This is a genomic window from Acinetobacter sp., from assembly GCF_045628685.1.
In the GTDB taxonomy this organism is placed as follows: domain Bacteria; phylum Pseudomonadota; class Gammaproteobacteria; order Pseudomonadales; family Moraxellaceae; genus Acinetobacter.
Map to the genome: position 1 here is coordinate 19,558 of NZ_JAZQPV010000064.1, position 18,396 is coordinate 37,953.

At 42.3% G+C, this 18,396-nt stretch carries 18 protein-coding genes; 6 read left to right on the forward strand and 12 right to left on the reverse strand.

Annotated elements, in window-relative coordinates; genetic code table 11:
• Positions 1–108: 108 nt before the first annotated feature.
• Positions 109–732: a TetR/AcrR family transcriptional regulator gene (locus ACKI4H_RS09135; RefSeq protein WP_407305229.1), complete on the reverse strand. Its 624-nt coding sequence runs from the start codon at positions 730–732 to the stop codon at positions 109–111.
• Between the two features lie 146 nt (positions 733–878).
• On the opposite strand from ACKI4H_RS09135, the gene ACKI4H_RS09140 reads away from it, so the two are divergent.
• The 4 genes from ACKI4H_RS09140 to dnaJ all read left to right on the forward strand — a co-directional run bounded on the left by ACKI4H_RS09140 (position 879) and on the right by dnaJ (position 6,868).
• Complete coding sequence (locus ACKI4H_RS09140) at positions 879–1,985, forward strand: efflux RND transporter periplasmic adaptor subunit (RefSeq protein ID WP_407305230.1); 1,107 nt, start codon at positions 879–881, stop codon at positions 1,983–1,985.
• Positions 1,986–1,993: 8 nt separating this feature from the next.
• Complete coding sequence (locus tag ACKI4H_RS09145; protein WP_407305270.1) at positions 1,994–5,140, forward strand: efflux RND transporter permease subunit; 3,147 nt, start codon at positions 1,994–1,996, stop codon at positions 5,138–5,140.
• Positions 5,141–5,273: 133 nt separating this feature from the next.
• On the forward strand, positions 5,274–5,651 hold the full coding sequence (locus ACKI4H_RS09150; protein WP_407305231.1) for a hypothetical protein: 378 nt from the start codon (positions 5,274–5,276) through the stop codon (positions 5,649–5,651).
• Between the two features lie 107 nt (positions 5,652–5,758).
• Positions 5,759–6,868 carry a molecular chaperone DnaJ gene (gene dnaJ / locus ACKI4H_RS09155; RefSeq protein WP_407305232.1) on the forward strand — a complete coding sequence of 370 codons (1,110 nt, stop codon included), beginning with the start codon at positions 5,759–5,761 and terminating at the stop codon, positions 6,866–6,868.
• A 140-nt stretch (positions 6,869–7,008) separates the two neighbouring features.
• On the opposite strand, the gene ACKI4H_RS09160 is transcribed toward dnaJ, so the two are convergent.
• The gene (locus ACKI4H_RS09160) at positions 7,009–8,232 is read right to left on the reverse strand and encodes a capsular polysaccharide synthesis protein (RefSeq protein ID WP_407305233.1); all 1,224 of its coding nucleotides are present in this window, start codon (positions 8,230–8,232) and stop codon (positions 7,009–7,011) included.
• Between the two features lie 552 nt (positions 8,233–8,784).
• Between ACKI4H_RS09160 and dapB the strand changes: the two genes are divergently transcribed.
• Positions 8,785–9,606: a 4-hydroxy-tetrahydrodipicolinate reductase gene (gene dapB / locus ACKI4H_RS09165; protein ID WP_407305234.1), complete on the forward strand. Its 822-nt coding sequence runs from the start codon at positions 8,785–8,787 to the stop codon at positions 9,604–9,606.
• Between the two features lie 58 nt (positions 9,607–9,664).
• On the forward strand, positions 9,665–10,309 hold the full coding sequence (locus ACKI4H_RS09170; RefSeq protein ID WP_407305236.1) for an START domain-containing protein: 645 nt from the start codon (positions 9,665–9,667) through the stop codon (positions 10,307–10,309).
• A gap of 33 nt (positions 10,310–10,342) precedes the next feature.
• Here the strand turns inward: ACKI4H_RS09170 and dkgB are convergent, their stop codons facing one another.
• The 10 genes from dkgB to ACKI4H_RS09220 all read right to left on the reverse strand — a co-directional run bounded on the left by dkgB (position 10,343) and on the right by ACKI4H_RS09220 (position 18,273).
• Entirely contained in the window at positions 10,343–11,149 is an 807-nt protein-coding gene (gene dkgB / locus ACKI4H_RS09175; protein WP_407305237.1) for a 2,5-didehydrogluconate reductase DkgB, read from the reverse strand.
• Positions 11,150–11,618: 469 nt separating this feature from the next.
• Complete coding sequence (locus ACKI4H_RS09180) at positions 11,619–12,641, reverse strand: NAD(P)-dependent alcohol dehydrogenase (RefSeq protein ID WP_407305238.1); 1,023 nt, start codon at positions 12,639–12,641, stop codon at positions 11,619–11,621.
• Between the two features lie 4 nt (positions 12,642–12,645).
• Positions 12,646–13,227 (reverse strand): DNA-3-methyladenine glycosylase I, encoded by a 582-nt coding sequence (locus ACKI4H_RS09185; RefSeq protein WP_407305239.1) that lies wholly within the window; start codon positions 13,225–13,227, stop codon positions 12,646–12,648.
• A gap of 21 nt (positions 13,228–13,248) precedes the next feature.
• Positions 13,249–13,494, reverse strand: coding sequence for a hypothetical protein (locus ACKI4H_RS09190; RefSeq protein WP_407305240.1), 246 nt, complete (start codon positions 13,492–13,494; stop codon positions 13,249–13,251).
• 17 nt (positions 13,495–13,511) lie between these two features.
• The gene (locus ACKI4H_RS09195) at positions 13,512–14,054 is read right to left on the reverse strand and encodes a M23 family metallopeptidase (RefSeq protein ID WP_407305241.1); all 543 of its coding nucleotides are present in this window, start codon (positions 14,052–14,054) and stop codon (positions 13,512–13,514) included.
• A gap of 61 nt (positions 14,055–14,115) precedes the next feature.
• Positions 14,116–15,150, reverse strand: coding sequence for an A/G-specific adenine glycosylase (mutY, locus tag ACKI4H_RS09200; RefSeq protein WP_407305242.1), 1,035 nt, complete (start codon positions 15,148–15,150; stop codon positions 14,116–14,118).
• A gap of 118 nt (positions 15,151–15,268) precedes the next feature.
• Entirely contained in the window at positions 15,269–15,631 is a 363-nt protein-coding gene (locus ACKI4H_RS09205) for an HIT family protein (protein WP_407305244.1), read from the reverse strand.
• A gap of 86 nt (positions 15,632–15,717) precedes the next feature.
• Positions 15,718–16,458: a dienelactone hydrolase family protein gene (locus ACKI4H_RS09210; protein WP_407305245.1), complete on the reverse strand. Its 741-nt coding sequence runs from the start codon at positions 16,456–16,458 to the stop codon at positions 15,718–15,720.
• Between the two features lie 358 nt (positions 16,459–16,816).
• Positions 16,817–17,518, reverse strand: coding sequence for an FKBP-type peptidyl-prolyl cis-trans isomerase (locus tag ACKI4H_RS09215; protein WP_407305246.1), 702 nt, complete (start codon positions 17,516–17,518; stop codon positions 16,817–16,819).
• A gap of 50 nt (positions 17,519–17,568) precedes the next feature.
• Positions 17,569–18,273 carry an FKBP-type peptidyl-prolyl cis-trans isomerase gene (locus ACKI4H_RS09220; protein WP_407305248.1) on the reverse strand — a complete coding sequence of 235 codons (705 nt, stop codon included), beginning with the start codon at positions 18,271–18,273 and terminating at the stop codon, positions 17,569–17,571.
• Between the last annotated feature and the right edge of the window lie 123 nt (positions 18,274–18,396).

Below are 18,396 nucleotides of genomic sequence, written 5' to 3' on the forward strand. Positions count from 1 at the left end.
CAGACAAAAGTATGTAATCTATTGCTGCTAAAAATAACAATTGAGCTGCCAGTTGAGCTGTTAGAAAAATGAAGGCTGACTTGTTAACGGACTTTTGACCTGATTTTTTTAAGCCGTTTTTTGATATTTCAGCATAAACAATTCAATGCTGCTTAAAATAATCTGCTGCTTTTCTTCGGGCGTCGGGACGGTGCGAATACCCAGCAAGACTTCATGATGGCGCATCCCGAGCAATAAGGACACAATCAGCAGGGTTAAGGTTTTTAATCCTTCTGCCTGAATAAAACCCAGTTCAATCGCTTGCTGAAAGAAGTTCTCCCACACGGCATTCATGCGCAGATGCGAAGCATTATAAAACTTCTGCGCCAGCGGACTTTGTTCAGCCGCCAGTTCCAGTAACAACAGTTCCAACTTGATGGCTTCGGGCAAATTAATAATATTCATTGCCAAATCACAGGCATGAACAAATTCTTTGTGAAAATTGCTGTCGGGTCGCAAATTCAGTGGACGGGCACTGATCAGTTCCTCACAGGTCACCGCAATCGCGCAGACAAATAAATTGGCTTTATCCTGAAAGTGATTGTATACGGTCAGTTTGGTCACGCCTGCTTCGTGGGCGATTTGATTCATGCTCGAACCATGATAACCACACTTCAAAAATAAGTTTTTTGCAGCATTTAAAATTTGCTGACGTTTTTCCAAGTCCTTGGGACGACCCACATTTATTTGCACAATTTTTTCCAAAAAAATCAAAAAGGTCATTGCTTTGACCGGCGAGTTTTAATTAATGTACCACTAAGTATATTAATTAAAAAATAGACAATTTAAGATAGTCCTTATTTTGCCCTAAAAATCATTTTTAAATAAGAGCGAACTTCATGAGCACAATCAAGACTGCAGTTGCCAGCATGATCATCGTTTGCAGTGTAACCTTATTGGGGTGCAGCACGGATGCAACCGAAACAGAACAAGTGCCCTTTGTCATGGTGACTCAGCCGAATACCACCCATAATGAACAAAAAAGTTATGCTGGTGATGTGCAGGCACGCCAGCAAACTGCTTTGGCATTTCGGGTGGCAGGACAAATTATCGAACGTTATGTCGATGTCGGTGATCAGGTCAAAGTCGGTCAAGTGCTGGCAAAACTGGATGTCAAAGATGCCCAATTGCAACTGAATGTGGCCAATGCTCAACTGGAAAGTGCGCAATCTGCAGCAAAAAATGCTGATGATGAACTGAAACGCTTTAAGCAGTTGCTTCCCATGAATGCGGTGAGTCGTTCGCAATATGATGCGGTGGATAACCAGTACAAAGCAGCGCTTTCGAACTTAAAACAGGCAAAATCCAATTATGACGTCAGCCGTAACCAAACTGGTTATAACCAGCTGGTTGCCAATAAAAATGGCGTGATCACTGCACGTAATATTGAAGTGGGGCAGGTGGTTGCTGCAGGACAGGCAGCCTATCAAATGGCGATTGCCGGTGATCGTGAAGTGGTGATCGGAGTTCCCGAACAGGCCATTTCCGAGATTAAAGTGGGTCAAAGCACATGGGTAACCTTGTGGTCTAAGCCAGAAGATAAATTTGCAGCCTATGTACGTGAAATTTCACCTGCAGCCGATCAATCGCGGACCTTTAGCGTGAAAGTGGCATTACGTGAAGGCAATTCTGCCATTCAACTGGGTCAAAGTGCGCGGGTATTTTTTAACAATACTGAGCACAATGTATTGAGCGTGCCTTTGTCCAGTGTCTCTGCCAACGACCAACAGGCTTATGTCTGGGTAGTGAAGCCGGATCAGACTATTCGCAAGGTTTCAGTCACTTTGGGGGCGTATGGCCGTGACAGTGTGCCGGTATTGTCTGGTTTAAATGCCAATGATTATGTGGTGATTGGCGGTGTGCATTTGTTGCGTGAAAAACAAAAAATCCAGCCGATTGACCGTGATAACCGGGCCGTGAAAATCCAGCTAGGGACTGCATCATGAATCAAGACATGAAGTCTGAATCACGTTATAACCTGTCGGAATGGGCACTCAAAAATAAAGGCTTAATCCTTTATTTTATGTTGCTCTTGGGCATAGTCGGAATTGTTTCCTATTCCAAACTGGCACAAAGTGAAGATCCGCCATTTACCTTTAAGGTGATGGTGATTCAAACCTATTGGCCCGGTGCAACCGCTGAAGAAGTTTCATTACAGGTCACTGACCGTATTGAAAAAGAACTGATGAGCACGGGCAATTATGAACGTATTATGGCCTATTCACGTCCGGGTGAATCGATGGTGACTTTTGTTGCCAAGGACTCGTTACGTTCAAACCAGATTCCAGATGTGTGGTATCAAGTCCGAAAAAAAGTCGATGATATCAAACAGCAATTGCCCAGCGACGTACAGGGTCCATTCTTTAACGATGAATTTGGTGATACCTTTGGCAATATTTATGTCCTGACTGGCAAAGATTTTGACTATGGGGTACTGAAAGAATATGCCGACCGCTTGCAGTTGCAATTGCAACGGGTGAAAGATGTCGGCAAGGTCAATCTGGTCGGCCTGCAAGACCAGAAAATCTGGATTGAACTCTCCAATACCAAAGCTGCTCAACTCGGCATTCCGGTCACGGCGATTCAACAAGCGCTGCAACAACAAAATACCGTGGCCAGTGCCGGTTTCTTTGAAACGGGCACTGATCGTATCCAGATGCGGGTCAGTGGTCAGCTGCAAAACGTTGATGAACTCAAGCAAATGCCACTGTTGGTGGCAGGCAAAACTATTCAATTGGGTGATGTCGCAGAGATCTACCGAGGCTTTAGTGAGCCGGCTCAGCCGCGTATGCGCTTTATGGGCGAAAACGGGATTGGTATAGCGGTTTCGATGCGTAAAGGCGGCGATATTCTGGCTTTAGGTAAAAATCTGGAAACGGAATTTGCACAATTACAAAAATCTTTGCCTTTAGGTCTGCAGCTACAAAAGGTTTCCGATCAACCGGTTGCAGTAAAACGCAGCGTGAATGAATTCATGAAAGTGTTGGCTGAAGCGGTGATTATTGTGTTACTGGTCAGCTTCTTTTCACTGGGTTTTCGTACCGGACTGGTGGTGGCATTTTCGATTCCACTGGTCTTGGCGATGACCTTTGCCGGTATGAATTTATTCGATGTCGGGCTGCACAAAATTTCATTGGGTGCGCTGATTTTAGCACTGGGTTTATTGGTTGATGATGCCATTATTGCCGTCGAGATGATGGCGATTAAAATGGAGCAGGGCTATAGCCGGCTTGAGGCCGCAGGCTTTACCTGGAAAACTACTGCTTTCCCCATGCTGACCGGAACCTTGATTACTGCAGCCGGTTTCTTGCCGATTGCAACGGCTGCGTCCAGTACCGGTGAATACACCCGTTCCATTTTCCAGGTAGTGACCATTGCGCTGATTGTGTCATGGTTTGCCGCAGTGCTTTTTGTCCCCTATCTGGGCGATAAATTGCTGCCAGATTTTACCAACTTGCCACAAAAAGCGCCGTGGTATCAGCGTTTATGGGCACGTTTGCGCAAGCAGCCTGAACCGCAACCAGTGCAGCATCATGCCGGTGAACATCATGATCCATATCAAACCAAGTTTTATCAAAAGTTTAGAGCATGGGTAGATACTTGCCTGACCTACCGTAAAACGGTAATTGCAGCCACGGTGGGAATTTTTGTCTTATCTCTATTGATGTTTAAACTGGTGCCGCAACAGTTCTTTCCGCCCTCAAATCGTGCCGAAATTTTGGTGGATTTAAAACTGGAAGAAGGAGCATCGCTCACTTCAACTGAAAATGCGGTGAAAAAAGTCGAAAAATTCTTGTCGACTAAAGAAGGAATTGATAATTATGTAGCCTATGTTGGTACAGGTTCAACCCGTTTCTATTTACCGCTAGACCAGCAGTTGCCACAAGCCAGTTTTGCCCAGTTTGTGGTCTTGGCGTCTTCCTTGGATGATCGTGATGAGATTCGTCAATCTTTAGACAAGGGAATTCGTAAATTATTGCCGGACGTGCGTACCCGCGTATCGTTATTGGAAAATGGCCCGCCCGTCGGTTATCCATTGCAATATCGTATTTCCGGTGAAGATTTGCATCTGGTCCGTCAGTGGGCACAAAAAGTTGCCGCAGTCGTGGGCGATAATCCGAATACCAGCAATGTTCATCTGGATTGGGGTGAGCCCAGCAAAGTTATTCATTTGAATATTGATCAGGACCGTGCCCGTCAAATGGGCGTATCGAGCTTGGATTTAGCCAATTTTTTAAACAGTTCGGTAAGTGGCGCAACCATTAATCAATATCGTGAAAAACGTGAATTGATTGAAATTCGCCTGCGAGGAGATCAGGCTGAACGGATTAATGTTGAGGCCTTGTCCAGTCTGGCGGTATCCACAGCAAATGGAAGTTCCGTGCCGCTGGCGCAAATTGCAAAAATTGAATATGACTTTGAAGATGGTCTGATTTGGCATCGTAACCGTTTGCCGACCATTACCGTACGGGCTGATATTCGCAGTAAATTACAGCCCGCCACCGTGGTGGGCGAACTGTCTGAAAAAATGGATCAACTGCGTGCTGAGCTGCCAAGTGGTTATCTGGTTGAAGTGGGTGGAACTGTAGAAGAGTCCGCGCGAGGACAAAACTCGGTCAATGCCGGCATGCCATTTTTCCTGGCGGTGGTCATGACCTTGCTGATGATTCAGCTCAAGAGCATGTCACGTGCGATGATTGTCTTGTTAACGGCACCTTTGGGCTTAATCGGGGTGGTGTTATTCTTGTTGTTATTCAATAAACCTTTTGGTTTTGTGGCGATGTTAGGCACAATTGCACTTTCGGGCATGATTATGCGAAATTCTTTAATCTTGATTGATCAGATTGAACAGGATATTCAAGAGGGACATGATCCATGGTCAGCCATTGTGGATGCGACCACGCGTCGCTGTCGTCCAATTGTGCTGACTGCATTGGCTGCGGTACTGGCAATGATTCCTTTGTCACGTAGTATTTTCTTTGGTCCGATGGCTGTCGCTATTATGGGCGGATTGATTGTTGCTACCGTGTTAACCTTGTTCTTCTTGCCTGCATTGTACGCACAATGCTTTAAAGTGGAAAAAAATAAGCAAAGTACATAATTATTTGATAATAATGAGGTGCGAAATATTGAAAATTTCAATATAGTAGCACCTAATATTTGTATACATTTTTATCAAGCAATTTACTACATATTAAAAAACTAAACGTGTAGTGAATGGGGTTAAAAAGCACATGAAGCAAGACAACTTAAGCCGACTTCGCCGTTCCATTGCGATCTCTTATGTCTTCATGTTTTTTGCTTTATTTACCGTGATTAGTGGCATATTTGCTTACTGGTTTGCGCGCAAAGTCACACAAGTGGATGGTGCTGAAGTATGGCTTGAAGCTCAAGGACTTTGGGTGATGCGAAATATTGTGATTTATTCCATTTTGGTGGTATTTGCTGCACTCTGGTTTATTCCGCTGATTTTCTTTTATTGGGATAGCGCACTTTGGGTAACCGGTTGTACCGTTGTAGGGGTAGTATTTACGATGATTGCCTTTTTATTTTTGCTTAATGCATGGCTCAAAGGCATTACTCGATTTTTCCAAAATAAAGCCGTTTTCTAAGCTAGCCAATTTTTTTTCCAACCTTACCCTTGTAAAACTTGGATTGACCCCCAATTTCAGTCCACAGTTAAGCATTAAATCAAATTCCGTGAGGAGCATCGCCAGACATGGCTAAACGTGATTATTATGAGGTTTTGGGCGTCGCTAAAACCGCTAGTGATGATGAAATTAAAAAAGCCTACCGTAAGTTGGCGATGAAATATCATCCAGACCGCAACCCAGACAACCCTGAAGCGGAAGATAAATTTAAAGAAGCTGCTGAGGCTTACGAAATTTTATCTGATGGCGAAAAACGCAGCATGTATGACCGAATGGGGCACAATGCCTTTGAAGGCGGTATGGGCGGCGGTGGCTTTGGTGGCGGTTTCAATGCAGAAGATATCTTTAGCCAGTTTGGCGATATCTTTGGTGGCGCTTTTGGTGGCGGTGGTCGTCAACAACAACGCGCACGTCGTGGATCCGACCTTCGCTACGTGATGGAATTAACCCTTGAAGAAGCAGTCAAGGGTGTGAAAAAAACCATTACCTTTAGCGCACCTGCGCCTTGTGATGCGTGTGATGGTAAAGGTTCAAAAAATCCGAAAGATGTCGAAACCTGTAAAACCTGTCATGGTGCTGGTCAAGTACGTATGCAACAGGGTTTCTTCTCTGTTCAGCAAACCTGTAGCACCTGTCGTGGTCAAGGTACCATCATCAAGAACCCATGTAATAAATGTCATGGTTCGGGTGTAGCTGATCGTCAACAAACGCTAGAAGTGACCATTCCTGCAGGTGTGGACAATGGTGACCGCGTACGTTTAACCGGCAAAGGCGAAGCGATTCGTGATGGCCAGTCAGGCGATTTATACGTTGAAGTTGTGGTTCGTGAACATGAAATCTTCCAACGTGATGGTGCAGACCTGTATATGGATGTGCCTGTCAGTATTGCTGATGCAGCGTTGGGCAAAGAAATTCAAATTCCAACCCTCGATGGCCGTGTCAGTTTAAAAATTCCTGAAGGAACTCAAACCGGCAAACTGTTCCGTTTACGCGGTAAAGGGGTTAAACCTGTACGTACCAGTATGCAAGGCGATTTACTCTGCCGTGTTGTAGTCGAAACACCGGTGAATTTAACCGCGCGTCAACGTGAATTGTTAAAAGAATTGCAAGAAACGATGGATGGGGAAGACAGCAAATCATCTCCAAAGAAAAAATCGTTCTTCGGTCTGTTTGATTGATTGAATGACATTAAAAAAGGGCGCCTTGGTGCCCTTTTTTATGATCTCTAGAAAATTTTATGTTTATAAAGGTTCCTTAAGCAGAATAGCTTGCACAGCCTTAAGCAGAATAAAGCTCGGTAAAACCCAATTTTATATTTTTATATATAGTTTCCTAAATATGAATAGGTTTTAAATTTTTTTTCTGCTCTGATTTTTTCAAAAAGATCTCGGTCACCTTTAGTAAACTTAATGATTCTAGGTAAGAAAATGATTTCATTCTCTCTATTGAATGTTAGATTAGTGTATCGATCTGGATTAGACCAGCCATGTCTATCTTTAAAATAGAAAGCTGAATAATCTGCACAAAAGGCCTGAATACTCATATATTTTTTATAATCTATAAAGAGTTTCTGTTGGCATAAATAAGGTAGAAAGTAGAGTAATGACCCATCTGAGTAGGTATTTTTAATTTTTTCAAAGTTAATATCTTGTTTTAGCTTTTCTAAAAGTGACTGTGGTGAAGAATATAATGCCTCTAATAAAATTTCTAGCCATTTGCCTATGATAAAGCTCCCTTTGGGAGAACCTAAAAGCCATGACTCAACACAAGGTAAATCATTGATAAAATGACGCTTTCTATAGAATCCAATAAGTTCATAATGGGTGTGGTTATATTGATTTAATCCTGTAATATTATTGATTGATGTATTGATAAGAGTTGATGCATCAATCCAAAAACCACCATAATTGTATAGCAGAATAAGTCTTAATAAGTCACTACGGAAAGTAGGATTCATATCATTCTTAAATAAATCATATTCTATATAGTTTCTTATAGTGTCTTTATTAATTAAGGTGATTACATAATCCGGATTTAAATTTTCAAGTTTTTTAACTATTTTTTCAACCAATTTAGGAGGGGAAGAGTCCCAATATAACCATATATTTTTTTCAATAGTTTTTGGTTTAATCAGTTTATTGTATTCGAACAAATCTGAATAATGAAATTTTTCTATCGTGTCTTGATAATAATTAAAATTTAAATAAAACTCCTCCCATGCTAAAGGCTTATCTGAGCCATTCACAATATTCAGATCTGATTTGCAGGATACATATTTATTTTCTATTTTTATATTAAGATGTAATCCATAATTATAAATAACCAGATTTATTTCTTCTGGATTGTTTGTTAAAGAAAATCTATCTTCTAAAAAAAATATATATTTTTTAGAATCATTCAGATGAATAAAAATATTTTTTCCATCAAATAGCACTTCATATATACCAGGAGGAAGACCATCCCTATAGCATTTTAATGAATTGGTTTCTAGGTCATAGCCCAATAAACCGCCATGGAAACCTACTAAATTTACATTATTCAAAATTAAACCCTAAATATCAAATATTTATATAAAACTATATTTAGACTACAAATATAATTGATGAATTTTGTTGTATTTGTGAATAAATTATTGATTTTATTATAAAAATTTTTATTAAAAATATAAAAACCAATATATTATATTATAAATTGTCTTTATGGCAAATACATGAACTCATACCATGAATATGAAAAATAATTACAATCATAAAGCCTGAGCAATGAATTTTTCTAAAATTAGCATACTGCTAGTTATCTATAATATATTTAAATTTATACATATAATCAATATGATATAATTTTATAAAAATTCTATTTTGCCCTGTAATGGGTGTTTTTAATACATCTTTGGGGGTGTACCTGTTCCTTCATGATCAGGCCACAATTTAGACTGAATCTGTAATAGGCATCTATATACAGGGTTGAAGATCTGATCAATATCAGGGACTTTACTATTGAAGTATTTTTATTGAATTTATGCAATGTATCTTAGTGTTATTCCGGAGTTTTGATATAGTAAGAACAATTTAGAATCAACATTTAGGAATATGTTATGTCAGCAGCTCCACGCATTGGTGTACTGGGTGCAGGCGGTCGTATGGGACGCATTCTCATTCAAGCGGTTAAAGAAGCGGGTTACCAGCTTGCGGCGGCAGTTGAACGCCCTGAAAGCAGCTTGATTGGTGCAGATGCAGGCGAGCTTGCCGGTATTGGTGCTATTGGAGTTAAGGTTGTTGGCAATCTGCAAGAGGTATTAAAAGACTGTGAGGTGGTGATTGATTTCACAGCGCCTGCCGCAACCGAACAGCATTTAAAATTATGCCGTGAAGCAGGCGTTGCCATTGTGATTGGTACTACAGGCATGAACGACCAGCAAAAAGCATTTTTGGATGACAGCGCAACTGAAACCCCGGTGGTGTATGCCGCGAATTATTCAGTGGGTGTAAACGTATCCATCAAATTATTGGAACTTGCCTCCAAAGTGTTTGGTGACACGGTCGATATTGAAGTGATTGAAGCACATCACCGTCATAAAGTGGATGCGCCATCGGGTACAGCGCTGATGATGGGTGAAGCGATTGCCGGTGCTTTGGGCCGGAACTTAAAAGAAGATGCAGTGTATTGCCGTGAAGGGCATACCGGTCCTCGTGATCGTAAGAGCATTGGCTTTCAGACCATCCGCGGTGGTGACATCGTGGGTGAACATACTGCCATGTTTATTGCCGATGGCGAACGTGTTGAAATTACCCATAAAGCCACCAACCGCATGAACTTTGCTTCAGGTGCAGTCCGTGCTGCTGCTTGGGTAGTGGGCCGTGAAGCAGGTAAATATGATATGAAAGATGTGCTTGGGTTTAACGATATTCAAGTATAAAAATGCATTAAAATCATTTATAACAATATAACAAAATTAAAATAAGATGCTCAATGGAATGAAAAAAGTGATATTGATGGCTTGTGCTGTAGTAATGTTGGCTACAGTACAGGCTAAACCTACTGATCATGCTAAGCTCAGCATTAATAAAAATAATATTAAAGTCTGGACCATCCAAAACAGTCAAAACCCGGTATTTTTATACAAAGCTGAAACCACTTACGATAGCCCTTTAGAGAAAGCTGTTAGTCTGATTTTAGATGCCGAGCATGCGGTGCAATGGGTACCGTATATGGGCAGTATCAAAGTCCTGTCACGGGATGACAAAAAAGGCGAATTTTTATTGTATATGGTGCTGGATTTTCCTTTTCCGCTCAAAGATCGTGATTTGGTGGTGCAAGGTAAAATGCTCAAAGATGCTCAGGGCATCATTACCATTAAAAATAAAGCCGTCGATAAGGGCTATGCCAAAAATCCGGATTATGTACGTTTAACTCATTATGAAGGCGATTGGACTTTTCAGAAACTGGCCAATAATAAAACCAAAGTTTCAACGTATGGGTATGCCAATCCAGAAGGCTCAATTCCTTTGACCTTTGTGAATATGTTCGTGCAGCAACAACCCTATCAGATGCTGCAAAAAATGAAAATGGAACTTGGCAAGCCATTTAGTATTCCTGCCTTACCCGAAGCTTTACGCTAATCCATAATATTACTTTGACTTGCATGCAGCTCCTTAGTCCCAAAGTGGTGCCAGCTGTTCCGGATTCACTTCACGGCCGTTACGTTCCAGCTTCGCGATGGCTGCCATTTCATCTGTGCTGAGCCGAATTTCCTGTGCCTCTAAATTGGCGATCAGGTGTTCGCGTTTGGTTGAAGAGGGGATTACGGCAAAACCTTTCTGTAAGGCCCATGCCAAGGCAATCTGTGCACTTGATGCCTGATGTTGCACAGCAATTTTTTGCAGGACAGGATCATGCAGCACTTTGCCATAGGCCAAGGTCATATAAGAGGTTATATCAATATGCTGGGTTTGCAAAAAATCTACCAGCCGTTGATTTTGCAGATAGGGACTCAGTTCAATCTGGTTGGTTGCAATATGCTCCATGCCAATGCTCTCAATGGCTTGCTGGGTCAACTCAATATTGAAATTGGAAACTCCAATATGTTCGGTCAGGCCTTGTTGTTTGGCTTCAAGTAAGTTCTGCATCAGCTCAGGAATGGCAATACCCAGTTTCGGTGCAGGCCAATGGATCAGCGTCAGATTCACAGCATCGGTACGCAGCTTGTGCAGGCTTTCTTTCAAGCTCGGAATCAGCTTGTCTGGCGCATAATTATCTATCCAGATTTTGGTGGTAATAAACACCTCGTTGCGGTTGACCAGGCTTTCTGCGATTGCCTGACCGACTTCGGCTTCATTGGCATAAATTTGCGCCGTATCCACCGCCCGGTAACCGACTTCAAGTGCCGTCCTCACCGAATCAATCACTGTCTGTCCGGATAAGCGAAAGGTACCCAAACCAAATTGAGGAATAATATTCATAGATTCAACCTTGAATTATTTTTGATACTGGTTATTTTGTGCTCTTTATTCAGCTTAAAACATAGCTTGATTTACAGAATATTGTTGATTAAAAATTAACAAATAAGTGGAAGATAAAATCGAGCATTGAAGAATTACAGATTTTTATGGCCAGGGGAGATAGTGGTTCAATGGGGAAGGCTGTAAAGCGTTTAGGAGAGACTGTCTCAGAAAATCAATATTTTCTGGTAGAAGAAAATTTGCAGGCAATTACCTAAAAGTACTATTTGAAGATCAGGATGATCTGCATTATTAAAAAATTCATACGGTCTATTACCGGCAGGAGGATCTGCCTAAATATGCGCATCTGTTTATTGAGTTTCTGGCCCGAAAGCATGCCAAGTTTCTATAAAAAATTTAACGGTAAAATGTTCAAAAAAATCTGCCCTGACATACTGCCAGAACAGATCTGAATAGAATTGAATAAGAACTAGAAATCAGCTTTGAGCACAATCCGGTAACGTGCTTTACCAGAATGCAGATGTTCAATGGCCTGATTGAGCTGTGACATCGGGAAAACTTCTATTTGCGGGGCAATATTTTTACGCGCAGCAAATTTCAGCAGCTGGCGCAGTGCAGCTGGAGATCCCGTCGGTGAACCAGTAACTGACTTGGCCCCACCAATCAGCATGCCAGCCGGAATCTGCATTGGTTCCAAGAGTACGCCCAGCATATGTACAGTACCATTCGGTGCCAGAGTGGCCAGATAAGCCTGCCAGTCCAGCGTCACATTGACCGTACTGAGCAATAAGTCAAACTTGCCCCGCTGTGCTTTCAGGGCAGCCGAATCACGGCTATTGACCACATGGTCAGCACCCATGGCTTTCAGCTCATCGCTTTTATTCAGGTTCGAGGTGAAGGCAGTAATTTCACAGCCCCAGGCTTTTAGCAGCTTGATTGCCATGTGCCCTAAACCGCCGATACCAATTACGCCAACATGATGAATGGCCTGAATCTGATGCTTCAGGATCGGATCAAATACGGTAATTCCGCCACAGAGCAGAGGGCCGGCACTTTCAGGATCCAGATCTTCAGGTAGGGGAATGATCCATTGCCAGCCAGCACGCACCTTGTCGGCAAAACCACCAGCATGTCCGACAATAGTCGCAACTTGGCCACCAGTACATAACACCTGTTGGCCTGAAATGCAGGGATCGCAATATTGGCAGCTTTCTGCTGTCCAGCCGATTCCAACCCGTTGACCCACTTTCAGGCCTTTGGCTTCTGCACCCAGATGGGTAATGGTGCCGATAATTTCGTGTCCAGCCACCACCGGATAGACCGATGAACCCCAGTCATTATTGATGACTGAAATATCGGAATGACAGAGGCCGCAGTATTCCACTTTAACTTCGACCTGATGCGGCTGTAGTTCTCCGGCATCGAATTGATAGGGTTGCAGTTCAGCACCTGCAGACATGGCGGCATAAGCTTGAATAATATTATTCGACATGATTTCAGCTCTTATTTAAATGGGAGGATATTGTTTTAAAGTCACAATGATTTTCATGGTCATCGACCATACCGACGGCCTGCATAAAAGCATAGCAAATGGTGGGCCCGACAAATTTAAACCCGGCCTGTTTTAATGCTTTAGACATTTTCTGGCTTTCAATTGTGTGTGCTGCTGCCTGACGATAATCTGGAATATCATTGTTTTGTCGCGGTTGCTGGGCAAAAGACCAGAGCCATGTCACCGGATTGATTCCTTGCTGTTTTAGCTTCAGCCATGCTTGGGCATTTTCCCGAATGGCATTGAGCTTGCCGCGATGTCGTATTAGGCTAGCATCTTCAAGTTTCAGTTGGAGTTGTTCATCTGTAAATGAGGCAATAGATTCAATGGAATATTGAAAAAAATGCTCACGATAGGCTTCACGTTTTCTGAGCACGGTAATCCAGGACAAGCCCGCTTGTTGTCCTTCCAGGCACAGCATTTCAAATAAATGGGCTTCATCACGACTGGTTTTGCCCCATTCATGATCGTGATAAGCCAGATAAAGAGGATCATCGGAGCACCAACTACAGCGTTGAATCGACATTATTGCTGCTCCCGACAGGGCTTAAAGCTTAAATTCAGCCCATTGATCGTGTTGGTTATCCCAGTAATACAGTTTTGCCTGGGGCAAGTCTGTGAATTGAATCCACATGTCTTGTCCCGTTTTTTCGGCAAAACCGGTACTGATCAAAAGCGCTTCTTCCGTGATTTCCATCACCCAGCCTTGATGGCTTTGCCCAGCCAAAACAATTTTTTGTTGATTGCCTGATTCAGCAAATTCGACCAAACGATTGATCAGCGCTTCTGACATGAAGAGTTCCTAAAAAATTAACGTAAATAAGGATAGGGATTCACCACACCACGACCTTTACCCTCGAGATAAATTCCATAGTGCAAATGCGGTGCCGTATGACGGGCATTGCCGGTATTGCCGACATAACCAATCAGCTGACCTTTCTTGACATAATCACCGACATTCAGGCCGCGTTTATGATTATCAAGATGGGCATAATAATGCCAGGTTCCGCCAGGCCCCATAATCCAAACCACTTTACCACCCAAATTGCTATTGCGTAAGTCGGCAATTAAACCTTCTGTGGCACTCAGCACTTTTGTTCCACGTGGAGCCATGATGTCAATGCCTTCATGGGTGCGTCCATAACTGCGTGATGCTGCCCAGGTGTCACGTAACTGTTTGGCTTTTATATTATGCACGGGAATAGGCAATGAAGATTTCAATTGCATACTTTTCAGCTTTTGTACCTGAGCCGGTGGCAGCGGTGTTGTTGAAGATTTTTTTGGGCTTGAGCTACATGCAGCAATCCATAGCAGGCTAAAACCCAGTAATAATGCATAAATACAACGAAACACTGTTCATCCTTTTTCATTCTGATTTATGTGAAAATTATTAGAATTACAGTGCCTGACTATGTCATAAATTTATGGCAGAGATCAATTTTTTCATGGCCGTTGGAATACCCATTTCACTGGCAAGGTATGGAGCCAACCAGCTACCTCCTAATTCAATAGAAAGATGTTCTTGCTGGTCCGCATCCACCTCAAAACAGATGGCTTCAAGTTGCCAGGTGAAATGGGTAAAGCTATGCGTGATTTCAGCGCGTTGGATGACTTTTTTGAGTCCCAATGTTTGGCACAGGCTTTCAAATTCAACTGGATGTTCAATAATCGGCAAGCACCATAAGCCACCCCATAAGCCACTATTCGGGCGTTGTTGCCATAACCATTGGTTATTTGACTGAATCACCAGAACTTGTGCTGATTTGACCGGCACGGCTTTTTTGGGTTTTTTAAACGGCAGTTCAGTTTCTAAACCCTGTTGATGCGCTTTGCAGTGCGCCTGCATCGGGCAATATAAACACAGCGGTTTTTTCGGGGTGCAGACAGTGGCACCCAGGTCCATAATCGCTTGAGTATAGTCATGATTACGCTCAACAGGGCAAAGGTGTTCGGCCAGTTGCCACATGGCACGTTCATGTAAGGGTTTAGACAGATCATCTTCAATGGCAAAGAAACGCGCTAATACCCGCTTTACATTGCCATCCATAATCACGCCGTATTGACGTAAACCCAGCGACATGAGGGCACCGGCTGTGGAAGGACCAATCCCGGGAAGCTCAATCCATTGTTCTAATGTGGCGGGAAAATGACCCTGATGTGCCACCATTCCCGCAGCTTTATGTAAGTTTCGTGCACGCGCATAGTAACCCAGCCCGGCCCAATAGGGTGCAACATCATCCCAGCTGGCGAGGCCCAAATCTTTAACTGTAGGGAACCGAGTTATAAAACGATCGAAATATTGCAGTACGGTTTTGACTTGGGTTTGCTGTAACATAATTTCAGACACCCAAACTTTATATGGATCATCTGCTATTTGCCACGGTAAATCATGACGGCCGTGGATATCGAACCAAGCAAGAAGGGCATCGGAAAAAGAAAACTTTGACATGCGAACCGGGGATCGGGAATAGATGAATAGTATAACGAAAATTGTGCAGCATTGCGGTGGTGACCAGACATAAAAAATGATGCCAGAGCATCATTTTTAAAGCGGACGATCATGTTTTTTATTTACTGGTCATACCCCAGCGCTCATCCAGTTTTAAGGTTTGACCTTCATAACGCGGGATAATATGAATGTGCAAATGTTCTGAGGCTTCACCAAACACGCTCCCATCATTGAAACCAATATGAAAGCCAGAAGGATGGTGGCGCAGCTGCAGCTCATTACGTGCAAGCTCAAGTAAGGACATTAAGCTTTTACGTTCTTTGTCGGTGACATCGAAAAAAGAGCTGACATGGCGTAGAGGAATAATGACAGAATGACCTTTAGATAATGCATTCGGCTCAGGTAAAATCACACCAAAGTCATTTTTATCAATGATGTCATATTCATCAAAGTTGCAATATGGGCAGTTGTTTTCAGTCATTGTTCTATCCTCTTTAAAAATATAATTTTTAAAATATCCAGTTCACTGGATGGGTAAAGATGGCACAGCCATATTTATCTTCGTTGCTATTCACCAAGTCGCTTATTTAATAATTTATACATGGCAGATAAGCCTTGTTGTTCTGCGGCTGCATTATAGCCAAGATCAACACCATTAGCTTTGGCACGTTCATCTGCAAGTGGATTGCTAAAGCCATGTTTGGCACCTTCAAAGATTATCACTTGATACTCGACTTGAGCCGCCCGCATTTCTTCTTTAAAGCGTGCAACATCATCTAAACTGACCATGCTGTCGAGTTGTCCATGCAATACTAAAATTTCAGCTTTTACTTTTCCGGGCTGTGCCGGTGCTTTCGGCGTCAAGGTGCCATGGAACGTCACTACCGCTTGTAAAGGGGCACCGGAACGTGCCAAGTCAAGCACCACTTTGCCACCATAACAGAAGCCTACAGCAGCCAGTTTATCTGCATTTACTTCTTCTTGCGCAGCTAATGTGGCTAAACCTGCAGACGCACGAGTCACAATTGTTTCAGGATCCTCAAAGGTTTGCATCATCCATTCACTGGCTTGTGGCACTGCAGTGGTGACTTTTTTATCGCCATACATATCAATGGCAAGTGCTGCATAGCCGTGTTCCGCAAGCTCACGGGCACGCTGTTCGGTATATTCATTTCGTCCCCACCATTCAGGTGCTACAATCACGCCCGCGACAGGTTTTTCTGATTCAGGTGCTGCAAAATATCCAATCAAATGAGTTCCATCTGCAGCAGTATACTGAATTTCGCGAGTTTTGATGGGTAGAGCCATAGATGCAATCCTTATTATTGGTAAAGAAAATATAGTGATGGAAACATAGAAATAAAACATCTTTGATGATTGTACAAGATCGGTTTATTTTCACTGCATATTATTATCAATAAATTGAAACATGCTATTAATTACAACTAATTTGAAATATAAATATTTAATAAATATAAATTTTTATTATTTTGTGCTTGTTAGACAGGGTGATATACATCGCTTGAAAAAGAAAAAACATGCTTATATTGAAAGCTAATATCAAAAAGAGCTTGATTAAATCATTAAAAATAACGAGTAAGGGAGTGAGCATGATTTTTGCTCACCTGGATCTACCCGCTACTTTTTAACACAAACTAAAGCGGGATTATTGAGATGACTTAGGCAGGACTTCAAGAAGTTCTATATCAAAAATTAAAGTACTATTTGGTTCGATCACATCACCAGAGCCAATTTGACCATAACCAAGTTGTGCTGGAATGAAAAAGCGATACTGAGCACCTTCTTTCATCAACTGTAAGCCTTCAGTCCAGCCTTGAATGACTTGGCTGAGCTGAAATTCAGCAGGCTGATTTCGGGCAATTGAACTGTCAAACACTGTACCGTCTATTAAACGGCCTTCATAATTGACTATAACTACAGAATTGGCTTTAGGTGATTTTCCAGTGCCTTGTTTCAGTATTTGATATTGCAAGCCAGATTTGGTGGTTTGCACACCGTCTTTTTTAGCATTGCTCTGTAAAAATTCTGTCCCAGTTTTGGCATTGCTATCGGCTTTTTGTTTCAGCTCGATGAGCTGTTTTGCATCACTCAGCTTTTTATGTTGAGTCAGAACGCGCGCCATTTCTTCATCAGAAAGAGCAGGCTTACCCCCCTGAGCTGCAGTCTTTAACCCAAGCATGAAAGCATCTAGGTCTAAATCTTTTACAGATTCAGCATTGCTACGCCCCATTAGATAGCCAAAGCTGTAGCCGACTTGTTCATTTAAACTACTGCTATTGGTCACGGGTTTTGCAAAGCTAGCTGTGCTAAAAAGGCAGAAACAAAGCAATGTTATAGGTGTTTTCATTCTCTCATCCCAAGATAAATAAGGAGAGCAAAAGCTCTCCTTGAATTTTTTTATTTTACTTTGATTAGTTCAACATCAAAAATCAGGGTACTGTTGGCAGGAATCACTCCTGGAACACCTTGTTCACCGTAGCCCAGTTGAGAAGGGATATAAAGAGTCGCTTTACCGCCTTCTTTCATCAGTTGCAGACCTTCGGTCCAACCTGGAATAACTTGATTCAATGGGAATTCAATCGGTTCACCACGTTCAATTGAGCTATCAAATACTTTACCGTCAACCAATTGACCTTTGTAATGTACGGTCACCATCGAGTTAGCGGCAGGTTGTTTACCAGTACCTTCCTGGGTGATTTTGTACTGCAAGCCAGAAGGGGTGGTTTTGACACCCGGTTTTTTAGCATTTTCAGTCAGGAAAGAGTCGCTGGCTGTTTGTACTTGTTGTGCTTGCTGAACTTGCTTCTGTTGCATTTCTTTTTGGAATTGCTCATAGGCTTGTTGAAGTTCTTGCTCTGTATAAGCCGGTTTATTTCGAGCGTGACCTTCACGTACACCAGTCACAAAACTATTAATGTTTAATTCAGGTGGTGTTTGCTGTGCAACTTCATAGCCTAATGCATAACTGATTTTCTCAACAGCAGATGCATTCTTTGATGCTTTTGATGTCACAGTAGCGGGGTTTTGAGTTGCATAATAAACAGGTACAAGTGCAGCACCGCCTAGAAGAACAGCGACAGCGATGGGTAAGGCTTTACTCATAGGTTTTCCCAAATTCATTTTATATTCAAAAGTTGCAATAATTTTAGCAGACTTTTCTATCCAACACGTTTCACAAAAGCGGTATTGCACAGAAATCCAATATATTCTTATCAAGTTAGTTAT